Here is a 14410-nt window from a genome sequence, read left to right as displayed (position 1 = left end):
CCGTCATGCTTGTGCGAAGCTTGACTCGAAAACACAGCAAATGACCGCACGACTACGGTGTTTGACGACCAACGCAGTGTCGTTGCTGGACAAGACACAACTTTTCCACAAAATATTCATGTCGCGTCTAAATTGATTCGTGTGCGTTGCGTCCTCCGCGTCCGTGTTTTCCCCTGACGGGCTGGTTCATGACACATCGCCAAGAAGTCGTTCGCGACGCTGTTAGCCGCGACATTGCGGCACGCTGGTGCGCTCTCGCCGAGCAGCGGCTGCAACATCTCTCCGAAATGTTCGAGACCGGCCGCTGGCGCCGCTATCACTCCGAGCTCGCATTTCTCGAAAACATCCAGGAAGCCAAGCGCGCGGTCCAGACCTGGCGCGCGCTTGCGACCGGCGCGGACGTCGCCGAAGCCGCCGCGAGCGTCACGCCGGCCTTCGGCTGGTCGCCGGCGACGATGCCGCGCGTGTTTCCGCGCGAGCAACAGGCGCAGACCGTGCAGCCGAAGGCCGTCCACATCGCGCCCGAGACCGCCGTACCGGTCAGGCTCGATCCCAGGCCAGACCTTCTCGCCGAGGTCATCGAGGCCCCGATCGCACCGCTCAACGAGCTGCCCATGCCGGCGCCGGTCACGCTGCCTGCCATGATGGCGCCGCCCACGATGGCATCGTTCACCGCTCCCGCCGAGATGCCGCCGCTCAAGGCTCCCGCTGCGCGGGCACCGTTCGCCGCACCCGCCGTGAGGTCACCGCTCGCGCCTGCCGCGACCGCGCCGTCCAGCGCGCCTGAAGTGAGGCCGCCGCTTGCGGTGCCAGCCGCGAAGCCACCGAAGAGCGCGCCTGCTGCGATGGCTGCGCTCCTGCCGCAGTTCGCCCCGCCGCCCGAGGAGATCGTCGCGGCCCCCGAACGCGTCGTCGAATTCACCTTCAGCCTCGACGGACTGGAAGCGAAATACCCGCTGCTCAGGAACGCGTTCTAAGGGAATGCCCAACAAGGCCTAGCGCACTTCTCTCGCCCGTCATCCTGAGGTGTGAAGCATGGGACGCACCGCGTCCCATGCGGAGCCTCGAAGGATGAACGGCCCCGCTGCCGCCACCAGCTCATGTCTTAGATCTCGGCGCTCCCGCGCGCCGGCGCGCAAACTGGCTCACGGCCTTCCAATCCGACCGGATAAGCGCTTCCTTCTTGGCGCGGCTCCATCCCTTGAGCTGCCGTTCAGCGGCAATGCCATCGGTGATCCGATCGAAATGCTCGGCCCAGACCAGGACCACGGGGCGACGTGAGAAGGTGTATCCCTGATGTGTGCCGGCGTTATGCTCATCGACGCGCCTGGAGACGTCCTCGCCGGTGGCGCTTCCGATGTAGAAGGAACCATCCGCGCAGCGCAGCATGTAGACGTAGATGCCCACAACATCATCCTTCGAGGCTCCCCACGTGGCGCGTTGCGCCACGCGGCTCGCACCTCAGGATGACGGCAGCGTGGTTGTTGTCAATGTTTCGTGGAGCAGCTTTTTGAGTGTTGCGTTTCGGATTGTATTCGTCCGGCTTGGCCCCTTCTTCAATCCGTCATCCTAGGCATGGGACGCACCGCGTCCCATGCGGAGCCTCGAAGGATGCACGGCCCCGCTGCCATCCGCGCGCCTAGCGCCGCACCGCGTTTCCGCCGATCACGACCTGAGCAAATCGCTGCGCACCATCTGCCGAAAGGTCGGATGTCACCGCGCGCGCATGGTCGAGCCCGACAACGGCGCCGCGCGGGGTCTCGGAGATCATGTTGTTGTTGACCAGTGCAGTGCCTGCGCCCGGCACCACGGAGACGCCGACACCGGCTAGCGCCTTGCGGATCACGTTGCCGGTGATCGCAACATCGCGCAGATATTTTCCCCAGCCGGCGACGATGCCGTAGGACGGCGCGTTCTCGATCACGTTGCCGGTCACCGAGGTATCCGCCTCGATGTAGATGCCAACGCCGGCGTCATCATCCGGCGCGGTGCCGATCGGCCGTTTCGGGATCAGGTTGCGGATGATGTTGCCCTGGACCACCGCGATACGGCCGCCTTCGTTGAAATTGCAGACGGAGACGCCGACGGCGGCGCCATCCACCGTGTTGTTGGCGATGACAGCGGCTTCGAACGCGAACTCGGAATAGAGCGCGACCTCGCGCACGTCGCTGACGCTGTTTCCGGTGATGTGGATGTTGGAGGCGGAGTTGCCGCGCACGGCCGAATAGTCGCAATTCCTGATGCGGTTGCCGCGCACGATCACATTGCCGGCACGGAAGGCGTTGATGGCGTTGCCGTACTGGCCCGAGCCGCCGGGACCGGCCTTGATGTCCTCGATGCGGTTATCGGCGACCAGCGTGCCGTCATCGCCGATCGCCGTGCGCAGGACCTCGATGCCGTTGTCGTTGGTGCCGATGATGGTGTTGCGGGACACGCTGAGGCTCCTGGCATCGAACGAGACGACCGCCGTCAGCGCGATATTCGTGAAGATATTACCGGAGATGTCGCCCGACACCTGCTCGACCCAGATGCCGCTGCCGCCGGAAGCGGTGATCTCGCAATCGGTGATACGGACGTCGCGGCCGCCCAGGATGTGGATCAGGCCGCGCCGCGTCGGCAGCGGAAACTTGCCGCCGTCGAAGGTGATGCCGGTGAGGCCGATCGCATCGGATCCGTCGCTCTGGATCGCCGACTGCCCGCCGGTGAACATGAGCTTGGTCGCGCCGCGCACGCCGATCAGTTGCGCGCCGCTCGGCAATCGCAACAGACCGGTCCGATAGATGCCGGGAGGCAAGGCGAGTGGCATTTGCACCCGCGCCGCCTCGTCGATCGCGCGCTGCAGCGCGCGCGTCTGATCCTCGCTGCTGCCGGGCCGCACGCCATATTGCGTGGCATCGCGGCCGAGCAGGGAGGTCAGCGGCGCCGCGCGCGCCGCGTCGGCCGGCATGGCGAGTGCGCCGGCGATGCCGGCGGTCGAAGCCCCGATGAGATGGCGACGATTGAGGTCCATGACGCGTCCTCCGGCGGACGCGAGGGTCCGCGGGGGATTAGGTAGCGCAGCCGGCTGAGGGCCGTGGGGATTGTTCGCGGTAGGGTTAAATGTTTACCGCACAGACGGTGCCGTAGGGTGGGCAAAGCGAAGCGTGCCCACCATTTTCGATGCCGGCTTGTTCGGCTGCTTCCGTGCCAACTGCACCATCTCCATCAACATCGCCTCGCCCGCATCCACCAGCTCCTCCAGCGTCATGCGCGGTGCGCCCTTGCGTCGCACGGCGCCGCTTCGGGCAAGCAGGGGAATGTGGATGAACGCCGCAAGCTGCGGCCCGTCGGCTCTCACATTCTCGATCGCCCGCCAGCTCAGATAGTTACAGAGATAGGCGCCAGCATCGCGCGAGGCGCGGGCATCGATGCCGGTCAGTCGCGCGGCGCGCAGCAGTCTTGCCGTGTGCGGGCCGAACATCATCGCGTCCGCCTGGCCGGCGATGCCGCGCTTGCTCGAGCGGGTGTTGGCGGCATCGGGCCAGAGCATGGTGACGGCGTTGCGCGCGCGGGTTTCGATCCGCAGGTAGGGCGTGCGCGCGGCGAGGCCGAACATCAGCAGCGCATGCGGCTTCACCTTCGCGAGCACCTCGGGCAATTGCCGGTCGACCGCGGCATAGGTCACGGGGAAGATGTGGCTCGACAGCTCGACATCGTCGAGCGCCGGACGGCGCAACTGCGTCAGCCGTGCCACCAGCGGCTGGGTCGGGTTATAGGGCGCGCCGGGGAACGGTCCGAAGCCGGTGAGGAGAATGCGGAGCTTTCCGCTCATTGCAGCAACTCCAGGATCTGCTCGGCGGCGAGGGCCGGCGTGAGATGGCCGTCGGCAACTTCAGCCTCAATCTTCCGGACTTTCGTCCGCACCGACGCCTCGCTGCGCAGCCGCGCCAGCATGCGCTGTTCCAGCATCGACCACATCCACTTCACCTGCTGATCGCGTCGCCGCGCGGCGAAATCGCCGGACGCATTCATGGCCTTGCGGTGATCCAGGACCTTCTGCCAGATTTTTGCGATGCCATCGCCGGCGAGTGCCGAATAGGTCTCGACCGGCGGATGCCAATGCTCGGATCGGGGGCTGAGAATATGCAGCGCGCCGCGATAGTCGGCCGCGGTGATCTTGGCCCGCTTGAGATTGTCGCCGTCGGCCTTGTTGATCGCGATCATGTCGGCGAGCTCGACCAGGCCCTTCTTGATGCCCTGCAGCTCGTCGCCGCCGCCCGGCAGCATCAGGGCGAGAAAGAAGTCGGTCATGTCGCAGACCGCGGTCTCGGACTGGCCGATACCGACGGTCTCGACCAGCACGACGTCGAAGCCGGCGGCTTCGCAGAGCAGCATCGCCTCGCGGGTCTTGGCCGCGACACCGCCGAGCGTGCCCGATGACGGCGAGGGGCGGATGAAGGCATGGTCCGAGGCCGCGAGGCGCGCCATCCGCGTCTTGTCGCCGAGGATCGATCCGCCGCTGCGTGCCGAGGACGGGTCCACCGCGAGCACGGCGACCTTGTGGCGCTGCTCGATCAGGTACGTGCCAAGCGCATCGATCGTGGTGGACTTGCCGACGCCGGGCGAGCCGGTGATGCCGACGCGGAACGCCTTGCCGGCGTCCGGCAGCAGCATCTGCACCAGCTCGCGCGCCAGCGCCTGGTGGTCGCCGCGCCGGCTCTCCACCAGCGTGATGGCCCGCGCCAGCGCCGCGCGGCTGCCGGTGCGGAGGTCGCGGGCGAGGGATTTGATGTCCAGCGAGGCCTTTTTCTCAATCATGCCCTGCTTTACAACGCTGCGGCCGGGCAGGCGAGGCCGGCCCGCCCGATGTCACCGGCTCGTGGCCCCCGCCGTCTGAGGCGGCTTCACCTTGCGCCACACCCACACCATCACCGGCCACAGCAGGGCGCCGATCGCCATCGCGGCGAGGATGGCCGCGACAGGGCGCTCGAAGAACGGCAGGATGCTTCCGTCCGACTTGATCAGTGACGTGACGAAAGCCTGCTCGACCATCGTGCCCATGACGATGCCGAGCACCATGGCCGCCACGGGATAGCCGTTCGCCTCCATGACATAGCCGATCACGCCAAAGGCGGCGACGGTGACGACGCCGAACATGTTGTTGCCGATTGCGAACGAGCCGACCGCGCAGCACAGCATGATGATCGGCATGATGGCCGAGCGCGGCGCCAGGAGGATGTAGGCGGCGACCCGGATCATGGCGATGCCGAGCGGGATCATCATGATGTTCGCGATGATGAACATCAGATAGATGGCGTACATGCTCGACGCCTTCTCGGTGAACAGCGTCGGGCCGGGATTGAGCCCCTTCATGTAGAGCACGCCGATCGCGATCGCGGCGATGGTGTCGCCGGGGATGCCGAACAGCAGCGAAGGCACCCAGCCGGAGGCGATGCTCGCATTGTTGCTGGCGCCGGCCTCGACGAGGCCCTCGACATGGCCGGTGCCGAACTTCTCCGGCTCCTTGGAGAAGCGCTTCGACATCGCATAGGAGACCCACGCCGCCATGTCGGCGCCGGCGCCCGGCAGCACGCCGATGATGATGCCGACGATGTTCCCGCGCGTCATTTGCCAGTGATACAGCTTGGTCAGCCTCCACTGGCCGGCCATGATGCTTCCGAATTTGCGCCGCGGCAGCGGCGGGGGTTCGGGCGTCAGCATCGCGCGCATCACTTGCGCCACCGCGAACACGCCGACCAGCGCCGGGATCGGCTCGATGCCGCCGAACAGATCGGTGATCCCGAAGGTGAAGCGCGGGACGCCGCCGGGATTCTCGATGCCGATGCAGGCGACCAGCAGGCCGATGAACATGCCCGCGATCGCCTTCACCGGCGAGGAGCGCGCCACCAGCGTGGCGCACATCAGGCCGAGCAGCGCCAGCCAGAAATATTCGAAGGTCGAAAACGACAGCGCGATCTCGGCGAGCGGGGGCGCCAGGATCATCAGCGACAATACGCCGGCGATGCCGCCGACCGCCGAGAACCACACGCCGGCGCCGAGCGCCAGCTCGGCCTGGCCCTTACGCGTCATGGCATAGGCTTCGTCGGCATAGGCGGCGGACGCGGGCGTGCCGGGAATGCGCAGCAGCGCGCCGGGAATGTCGCCGGAGAAGATCGCCATCGACGACGCCGCGACGATGGTCGCGATCGCCGCGATCGGGGACAGGTAGAAGGTGACAGGGACGAGCAGGGCGGTTGCCATCGTCGCTGACAGGCCTGGCAGCGAGCCGATCACCAGCCCGTACACGGAAGCCGCGAACATCGAGATGATGACCTCCCAGGTGGAGATCAGCGCGAACGCATCAATCAGGGTTTTGAGCATGAATCACCAGGGCGTCGGCAGCAGGCCGACCGGCAGCGGCACGCGCAGCAGCTTGCCGAAGATGAGGTGGATGGCGAAGGGCGAGAGCGCCGCGAGCGGCAGCGCCAGCTTCCACTTCGCCCCCAGCGCGGTGGAAGTGACGTAGACCATGATCGCCGCGGTGATGATGAAGCCGAGCCGGTCCGCCGCAAAAACGTAGAACAGCAGCAGTGCCGGCGGCAGCAGCGCGCGCAGGCCGTAGAGCTTGCTTTGCGGGGGCGGCGCGGCGGCCTGGCCGTTCTCGAACGGGACCAGCTCTTCCTCCTCCTCGAACGAACGCCCGACGCCGAACACGATCGCGAGGCCGCATAGCGCAAGGCCGCAGCCGATCACCAGCGGAAACACGTTGGGGCCGACCGGCTGCCCCGGCACCGGCGGCAAGATCCAGCCGCCATAGGCGGCGGCCGCGCCGAGCACAACGAGAAACGATCCCGTGACGGAGTCGGGAAGACGCATCGGGGAAGTCCTGTCAGAAGTGCACTCCCTCTCCCCGCAGGCGGGGAGAGGCAATCAGAGCATCGCAGGCGCAGATCACGCCTTGCTCAGGCCCGCCGCCTTCATCGCCTCGCCCATCTGGGCGTCGCCCTTGTCCATGAAGCCGGCGAAATGGGCGGCATCGCCCCAGACGGTGCCGAAGCCGCGATTGCTCATGAAGTCCTTGAACTCGGCGGAATCGTAGACCTTCTTCAGGGCCGCGGTGAGTTTCGTGGCGATCTCCGGCGGCAGGTTCTTCGGTCCGGCAATGCCGCGCCAGGCGCCCGTCGCGTAGTCGATGCCCATGGCCTCCTTCAGCGTCGGAACGTCCTTGAAGATCGGGTTGCGCGCGGGCGCCATGATGGCGAGGCTCCTGGCCTTGCCCGCCTCGATGATAGCGCGCGCCTCCGGCACCGAGCAGGTGGTGAGGTCGAGGCCGCCCGCGGCGAGATCCTGCATCGCCGGTGCTGCGCCGTTCGAGGGCACCCAGGCGACCTGGTTGGCGGGCAGGCCCATCGCCTGCATCCAGCCGACCAGCGCCAGATGCCAGATGCCGCCCTGGCCTGTGCCGGAGGCCTTGAACTTGCCGGGAGGCGCGGCCTTGATCGCCTCGGCGAGCTCCTTGACCGTCTTGTAGGGCGATGAGGAGGAGACCTGGATGCCGGGCGGATCCTCGTTCATCAGCGCCAGCGGCGTGTAGCTCTTCGGCGTCAGATCGGTCAGACCCTGCCAATGCATCATCGAGATTTCGACCGTGAGCATGCCGATGGTGTAGCCGTCGGGCTGCGCGGTCGCGATCGCACTGTGGCCGACGACGCCGGAGCCGCCGGTCCGGTTGACGACGTTGAAGGGCTGGCCGAGATCCTTTTCCAGCAGCGCCGCGACGATGCGCGCGGTCGCGTCGGTACCGCCGCCCGCGCCCCAGGGTACGATCACCGTGACCGGCCGCGCCGGATAGGCTTGTGCGTGTGCGGGCTTGAAGCCGAATGCGGCGGATGCCGCGACGGCGGCGGATGAGGCCGCAAAGGTGCGGCGCGAAATCTTGGACATTGAATGGCCTCCCAGCGGCGCCCGTGACGTCGGGCGCTCTTGTCAATGGCGGCATTGTAGTCGGCTTTGCGGTGCCGCTGCAAGGTAGCGCTACCAACCAGTGCGCCAACTTGTGCGAAAGCTGGAAGCCCATCGAAGAGGCAGTCGGAAATCGGGTGGGTTTTGCCCGCGCCAATCGCCAACCTTAGCGCGCAAAGAAAGCCAAAGGCACACCTCCGATGACCCAAGCCTACTACAGCGCCGTGCTGAACCACCCGCTGGACGACGTCTGGTCGCTGATCCGCGATTTCAACAACTACCCCGCCTATATCGATGGGGTGAGTGAGAGCCTGATCGAAGACGACAAGCGCGGCGACGAAGTCGGCGCCATCAGGCGCTTCTGCTATCTCGGAAACTGGATCCGCCAGCGCCTGGTCGATCACTCCGACCGGCAGCACATCTTGACCTATGCCGGTCTCGAACCGCTGCCATATCCGCAAGCAGATGGGAGCCCAGGCGAAAGCCAGGCGCCGGCGCCGACGCGCTACCAAGGCACCATGCACCTGCGGCCGATCACGGAAGGAGACCGCACCCTCATCGAATGGTTCGTCGACCTCGAGACCGAACCCGCGGATGCCGATCGCTGGCGAGCGCTGTTTGACTCATGGATTCCCGACTGGGCGGATTCACTGGCGCGGACGCTGGATCGGACCCGGTAGCGATCGTTCACGGCTTCTCGGCGTCACCCTTCGGCCGCGCGCCACCGAAGATGCGCGTGCCCTCCGCAGTCAGGTAGGGCTTCAGCGTCGCCCACGGCACGAAGGCGACATATTCGCCCTCTGCGTAGGGGCCGACCGCATAGGGCGGATAGTGGAAGGTGAGGCCGGAGCTCTTGCCGGCTTCGGTCGAGGGCGCGAGCGTCACTGCGCCGATCTTGAGCAGGCTCGGCCTCAGCTCCTTGAACCATTCGTCGGTCGCAGTCTCGCCGGCGCCGCGCTTCGTCTTTTCGATCCTGAGCGAGGCAATCACGGCCTTCAGCATCGCATTCATGGTCGGGGCGTTGTCGGCCGTCTCAGTGAAGAACGGGCGGATCGAGATGCGCTTATTGTTAGCCTTGTCCCACAGGATCGTGTTCACGTCCGAATTGGGGTGGGCGCCACGGGTGTTCATGTAATCGTTGCAGAGGATGCTGACGTAGCGGTCGGCAACAATGGAGCGGATCTCGTATTTGCGCTCGAAATCCCAACCGCCGTCCCTGAAGAATTGCGGGTCGGCTTTGCGCGACGCGGCAGCTTCCGTCGCATTCTTGTCGAGCCACTCTTTGCCTTCGGCGAGGCAATCCGCTGCGAGGCGCGTGTCGGCTTTGATCTTGTCGTCGAGAAAGACGCGCGCCTCGATGCTCTTCGACTTGACGACAGCGTCGGGCTTGGGGTCGGCGCCGAGTACGGGGGCGGACAGCGTGCAGAAAATTGCGGCCGCAGCCAGGGCGCGGATGAACGTTGGCGCGAACAACATCACGCAATAATCCTTCTTGTCGGGATGCCGACGGCGAAGCTACTCCGCCGCCTCGCTATGCCCGAGCCGCGCATTCAGCTTGCGGATTAGCTCCTCAGCGGCGTCCGCGATCACCGTGCCCGGCGGGAAGATAGCCTCCGCGCCGGCGGCATAGAGCGCGTCGTAATCCTGCGGCGGCACCACGCCGCCGACGATGATCATGATGTCGTCGCGGCCCTGCTTCTTCAGCGCGGCCTTCAGCTCCGGCACGGCGGTGAGATGGGCGGCCGCGAGCGAGGAGACGCCGAGGATGTGGACGTCGTTCTCGACCGCCTGCCGCGCCGCCTCGTCGGCGGTCGCGAACAGCGGCCCGATGTCGACGTCGAAGCCGATATCGGCAAACGCCGAGGCAATCACCTTCTGGCCGCGGTCGTGGCCGTCCTGGCCGATCTTGGCGACCAGAATGCGGGGGCGGCGACCTTCCGCCTCCTCGAAGGCGTCGATCAGCGCCTGAACCTTCTCGACCTGGTTGCCCATGCTGGACGCCTCCCGCTTGTAGACGCCGGTGATGGATTTGATCTCGGCGCGGTGCCGGCCGAACACCTTCTCCATCGCCTCCGAGATCTCGCCGACGGTCGCCTTGGCACGCGCGGCGTCGATGGCGAGCGCGAGCAGATTGCCGTTGCCTTCGCCGGCCGAGCGCGTGATCGCGGCGAGCGCGGCCTCGACGTCCTTCTGGTTGCGCTCGGATTTCAGCCGCGTCAGCTTGTCGATCTGCAGGCGCCGGACATTGCTGTTGTCGACCTTCAGGATCTCGATCCTGTCCTCGTCGGTTGGCTTGTACTTGTTGACGCCGATCACTGCCTGCTTGCCGGCATCGATGCGCGCTTGGGTCTTGGCCGAGGCTTCCTCGATGCGCAGCTTCGGCACGCCGGCCTCGATGGCTTTGGCCATGCCGCCGAGCTCCTCGACCTCCTGGATGTGGCCCCATGCCTTTGCGGCGAGATCGCGCGTGAGACGCTCGACGTAATAGGAGCCGCCCCAGGGATCGATGATGCGGGTGGTACCGCTCTCCTGCTGCAGGAACAGCTGGGTGTTGCGGGCGATGCGGGCCGAGAAGTCCGTCGGCAGCGCTAAGGCTTCGTCGAGCGCGTTGGTGTGCAGCGACTGGGTGTGGCCTTGCGTCGCCGCCATCGCCTCCACTGTGGTACGCATCACGTTGTTGAAGACGTCCTGCGCGGTCAGCGACCAGCCCGAGGTCTGGCTATGCGTGCGCAGCGACAGCGAGCGCGGGTCTTTGGGATTGAATGGCTTGAGCAGTTTGGCCCAGAGCAGGCGCGCGGCGCGCAGCTTGGCGACTTCCATGAAGAAGTTCATCCCGATCGCCCAGAAGAACGACAGGCGCGGCGCGAAGCGATCGACGTCGAGGCCGGCGGCAAGGCCGGCGCGTAAGTATTCGACGCCGTCGGCAAGCGTATAGGCGAGCTCGAGGTCCTGCGTCGCGCCGGCTTCCTGCATGTGGTAGCCGGAGATCGAGATCGAATTGTATTTCGGCATCTTTTGCGAGGTGTAGGCAAAGATATCCGAGATGATCCGCATCGAGGGCGCCGGCGGATAGATATAGGTGTTGCGCACCATGAACTCTTTCAGAATGTCGTTCTGAATGGTGCCCGAGAGTTTTTCCGGCGGCACGCCTTGTTCGCCCGCGGCGGCGACATACAGCGCGAGGATCGGCAGCACCGCGCCGTTCATGGTCATGGAGACGCTCATCTGGTCGAGCGGAATCCCTGCGAACAGCGTGCGCATGTCGTAGATGGAATCGATGGCGACTCCGGCCATGCCGACATCGCCGCCGACACGCGGATGATCTGAGTCATAGCCGCGGTGGGTGGCAAGATCGAAGGCGACCGACAGGCCCTTTTGTCCCGCCGCCAGATTGCGGCGATAAAACGCGTTGGAATCCTCCGCCGTGGAGAAGCCGGCATATTGCCTGACGGTCCAGGGCTGGTTGACATACATGGTCGGATAGGGGCCGCGCAGGTAAGGCGCGATGCCCGGATAGGTCTCGAGGAAATCGAGCCCGGCCAGATCCGCCTCGCCATAACCGGGCTTCACCAGAATACCCTCGGGCGTCAGCCACGGCTCGGCGGTGCCGGCCGGCGCTGCGGTGGTTGCTCTCCCGAAGGCGACGTCTGCAAAATTCGGTATACGGCTCATGCGTGCAATCCTCGACCGAAGAACGCTCCGGCGACCAGTCCAGATATCATGCCGATAGCAGAATAAAGCTGCAGGGAATGCTGGGTATTGGGCAATACGCCCAGCGCAATCCAGGCGCATATGATGAGGCCACCGCCGATCAAGCCAACCAACGGAAATGCCACCGTAGCCAGCATTGGCCGGCCCCGCAGGACCGGATAAATCAAGAGGAAAAGCCCCAGCGTGACAGGTGTGGCCAGCACCGCCGCCAGCACGAAGCCGATCAGCAGGATCGGAAAGATGATGATAGCGATCAGCGAAAATGGAAAGCTCACGATCACGCCGAAAATCGTTCCAGTCAGCGCGGCGACTATAGTCGCCGTCGCGCCTAAGCCCATCATTCCGTAAGTCTCTGTCGCGCGCATGGTGTCCCTAAATTGAACGGTCATAACGTTCGCAAGTTTACCTGCATATCGCCTCAATCATGATCCGGATGCTGATGGCTGACGATGGTCGCCATCTTCTCCGGTCCGTAGTTCTGCTGCGTGGTCTGGCTCGGCAGATTGGAGATGCCGACCACCCAGCCGAGGCGAGACTCCGTGCCGAACTGCCGCGTCGGCACGATGTGGTCGGGCCGGTCGAAGGTGCCGGTCATGATCTCGATCCGGTCGCCGTCGATGCGGCCGAAGCTCAGCGGCGTGCCGCAGGCGGCGCAAAAGCCGCGCTCGGCGATCGAGGAGGAGCGGAAGAACGACGGTCGTCCCTTGGTCCAGGTGAGGTCCGTCTTGGTGATATCGGCAAAAGAGGCGAACGGTGCGCCGGACGCCTTCTGGCACATCCGGCAATGGCAGATCGAGACCCTGGTCGGTGCCGTCTTGACGCCAAAGCGCACGGCGCCGCATTGGCAGCCGCCGGTGAGGACGGGTTTGTTGGTGTCGGTCATGGCTGCTCCATCCGATGGTAGGCGTCCTGCAATGTTGCAAGAGCATCGCCTCCGGCGAAGATGAAGCCCGTGACGCCGGCCGCACGGAGTGCCGCCTCAGCCTCGGCCGGGCGGCCTGCCAGATAGATATGCCGGCCGCCGGCCGGTTGCAGGGCCTTGGCCGCGGCTTCAGCGTGTTCCGCATAGACCTTGTCGCTGGAACAAAGGCAGGCGAGCTCGGCGCCGGAGGCCTTGAAGGCCGCGGCGAGCTTGGCCAGATCGGCAAAGCCCTCGCTGTCGACGGCCTCGATACCGCCGGCCTCGAAGAAGCTTTTTGCAAAGGTCGCACGCGCGGTGAAATCGGCAGGCGTGCCGAGATTGGCCAGGAACACCTTCGGCCGCGCGCCGCGTGTCTTCAACGCGGTTTCCGACTTGTCGCGCAGCGCCTCGAACGGTTCCGCCAGCCGGATCGGCGGCAGCGGATCGAACTTGTATTTCTGCTCGCCGTAGGGCGGGAGCGCGACCGGCGTTGCCCTCAGCACGGTGGCTTCGTTCTCTTGCAGGTTCGGAAACTCGCTGGCGCCGGTCAGCACGTCGCGGCGTTTGGCGATGTTGGCCTCGCGCGCCTTTCGCGCCGCCGCCACCTTGCTCTGGAACACGCCCCGCTGAAGCGTGGCAAAGGCGCCGCCGGCTTTCTCGCTCTCCTGGAAGAGGGCCCAGGCGCCGTCGCAAAGCTGCGCCGTCAGCGTCTCGATGCCGCCGGCGCCGGCCGCGGGATCGCTGACCTTGGCGAGGTTGCTTTCCTCCAGCAGCAGAAGCTGTGTGTTGCGCGCAACGCGGCGCGCGAAGGGATCAGGCAATCCGAGCGCGAGCGTGTGCGGCAGCACCGTGATGGCGTTGGCGCCGGCCAGCCCCGCCGCGAAGGTCGCAACCGTCGCACGCAGCATGTTCACGTAAGGATCGCGCTGCGTCAGCATACGCCAGGCGGTGTCAGCGGCGATGAACAGCGGTTTCGGCGTCAGGCCGCAGGCCGTCTCGATGCGCGCCCACAATAGCCGCAACGCGCGGAATTTCGCCATGGTCAGGAACTGGTCGGCATCGGCGGAAAGCCGCGCATAGACCATGCCTTGCGCCGCTTCCAGCGGAATGCCGGCGTCTTCGATCGCGCGCAAGTAAGCGACGCCGCAGGCGAGCACGAACGCGAGCTCCTGCACCTCGGAGCCGCCGGCATCGTGAATCACGCGGCCGTCGGCGGACACGAACGGGCCCCTGAAGCCGAGCCCGGCGAGACCCTTGATGGCGCCGCTCACGGCGGGAACGATTTCCTCCCAGCTGTAGGGGCTGTGACCCCATGCCGCGAGAGCCGCCAGCGGATCGAGGCCGAAGCGGATGTCGCAGGCGGCGGGATCAAGGCCCGCGCTCTTCACATATTCCGCGACATGGATCGCGGCCATCCGCGATTGCGGACCGATCTCGAGCTCGAGACCGATGCCAGCATCGAGATGGATGTCCTTTAAGACCTTTGCGACCGCGTCGGCGGAAGGTTCCAGGCCGAAGCCATGCGCGCCGCTGCCGCCGGCGAACACCAGTGCCAGCCCAGTCGCGCCGTTCTCGAGATCGGTCAGCGCCTGCGCATTCGCGGCGGCCGCATCGGGATGGTCGACCCGCTGGATGATCTGCCACGGTGCGGCTTGTGGCCGCCCTACCACCGGCGCAACGCCCTTGGCGCGCGGATAGAGCGGTTCGATCTTCAATCCGTCATAGGTCTTGCCGACCAGCTTCTCGAACGGCGCGCCCTTTAGCACGCCGTCGACCAGCTTGCGCCACTCTTCGACGGTCGCTTTGGGGAAATCCGCCGCCAGCGGCAGGTCGTCAGTCACGGAGGTCATGCGGCGA

Annotated in this window: 14 protein-coding genes; 2 read left to right on the top strand and 12 right to left on the bottom strand. The window is 65.8% G+C overall.

The genetic code is table 11. The features are described from left to right. Positions 1-188: 188 nt before the first annotated feature. Positions 189-977 carry a TIGR03809 family protein gene (locus SE91_RS20645; RefSeq protein WP_060735543.1) on the top strand — a complete coding sequence of 263 codons (789 nt, stop codon included), beginning with the start codon at positions 189-191 and terminating at the stop codon, positions 975-977. 121 nt (positions 978-1098) lie between these two features. Here the strand turns inward: SE91_RS20645 and SE91_RS20640 are convergent, their stop codons facing one another. From SE91_RS20640 to SE91_RS20610, 7 genes are all read right to left on the bottom strand, one after another. Then, positions 1099-1407: a GIY-YIG nuclease family protein gene (locus SE91_RS20640; RefSeq protein ID WP_061848891.1), complete on the bottom strand. Its 309-nt coding sequence runs from the start codon at positions 1405-1407 to the stop codon at positions 1099-1101. Between the two features lie 232 nt (positions 1408-1639). Next, positions 1640-3010, bottom strand: coding sequence for a TIGR03808 family TAT-translocated repetitive protein (locus tag SE91_RS20635; protein ID WP_061848890.1), 1371 nt, complete (start codon positions 3008-3010; stop codon positions 1640-1642). 93 nt (positions 3011-3103) lie between these two features. Next, positions 3104-3811 (bottom strand): pyroglutamyl-peptidase I, encoded by a 708-nt coding sequence (locus tag SE91_RS20630; protein WP_061848889.1) that lies wholly within the window; start codon positions 3809-3811, stop codon positions 3104-3106. Then, a complete protein-coding gene (meaB, locus tag SE91_RS20625; RefSeq protein WP_061848888.1) occupies positions 3808-4797 on the bottom strand; it encodes a methylmalonyl Co-A mutase-associated GTPase MeaB in 990 nt (329 codons plus the stop codon). Before meaB ends, SE91_RS20630 begins: the two co-directional genes overlap by 4 nt. 51 nt (positions 4798-4848) lie before the next feature. Then, positions 4849-6360: a tripartite tricarboxylate transporter permease gene (locus SE91_RS20620; RefSeq protein ID WP_061848887.1), complete on the bottom strand. Its 1512-nt coding sequence runs from the start codon at positions 6358-6360 to the stop codon at positions 4849-4851. Positions 6361-6363: 3 nt separating this feature from the next. Then, on the bottom strand, positions 6364-6855 hold the full coding sequence (locus tag SE91_RS20615) for a tripartite tricarboxylate transporter TctB family protein (RefSeq protein ID WP_060735547.1): 492 nt from the start codon (positions 6853-6855) through the stop codon (positions 6364-6366). A 75-nt stretch (positions 6856-6930) separates the two neighbouring features. Continuing rightward, entirely contained in the window at positions 6931-7923 is a 993-nt protein-coding gene (locus tag SE91_RS20610; protein ID WP_061848886.1) for a tripartite tricarboxylate transporter substrate binding protein, read from the bottom strand. 218 nt (positions 7924-8141) lie between these two features. Here SE91_RS20610 and SE91_RS20605 point away from each other — a divergent pair, with 218 nt between their 5' ends. Then, the gene (locus SE91_RS20605; RefSeq protein WP_061848885.1) at positions 8142-8621 is read left to right on the top strand and encodes an SRPBCC family protein; all 480 of its coding nucleotides are present in this window, start codon (positions 8142-8144) and stop codon (positions 8619-8621) included. Between the two features lie 7 nt (positions 8622-8628). Here the strand turns inward: SE91_RS20605 and SE91_RS20600 are convergent, their stop codons facing one another. Genes SE91_RS20600 through SE91_RS20580 form a run of 5 tightly spaced genes read right to left on the bottom strand, consistent with a single transcriptional unit; the run spans position 8629 to position 14403 of the window. After that, positions 8629-9417 (bottom strand): DUF3298 and DUF4163 domain-containing protein, encoded by a 789-nt coding sequence (locus SE91_RS20600; protein WP_061848884.1) that lies wholly within the window; start codon positions 9415-9417, stop codon positions 8629-8631. Positions 9418-9456: 39 nt separating this feature from the next. Further along, positions 9457-11613, bottom strand: a complete 2157-nt coding sequence (gene scpA / locus SE91_RS20595; RefSeq protein WP_061848883.1) for a methylmalonyl-CoA mutase — start codon at positions 11611-11613, stop codon at positions 9457-9459. After that, positions 11610-12041, bottom strand: a complete 432-nt coding sequence (locus tag SE91_RS20590; protein ID WP_061848882.1) for a hypothetical protein — start codon at positions 12039-12041, stop codon at positions 11610-11612. The genes scpA and SE91_RS20590 overlap by 4 nt, the downstream gene beginning before the upstream one ends. A gap of 29 nt (positions 12042-12070) precedes the next feature. Then, entirely contained in the window at positions 12071-12535 is a 465-nt protein-coding gene (locus SE91_RS20585; RefSeq protein ID WP_008553479.1) for a GFA family protein, read from the bottom strand. After that, entirely contained in the window at positions 12532-14403 is a 1872-nt protein-coding gene (locus SE91_RS20580; protein WP_061848881.1) for a methylmalonyl-CoA mutase family protein, read from the bottom strand. The genes SE91_RS20585 and SE91_RS20580 overlap by 4 nt, the downstream gene beginning before the upstream one ends. Positions 14404-14410: the final 7 nt, after the last annotated feature.

This window comes from Bradyrhizobium sp. DOA1, assembly GCF_001593325.1.
Lineage (GTDB): Bacteria > Pseudomonadota > Alphaproteobacteria > Rhizobiales > Xanthobacteraceae > Bradyrhizobium.
This window is presented reverse-complemented; position numbering and strand designations above follow the sequence as displayed.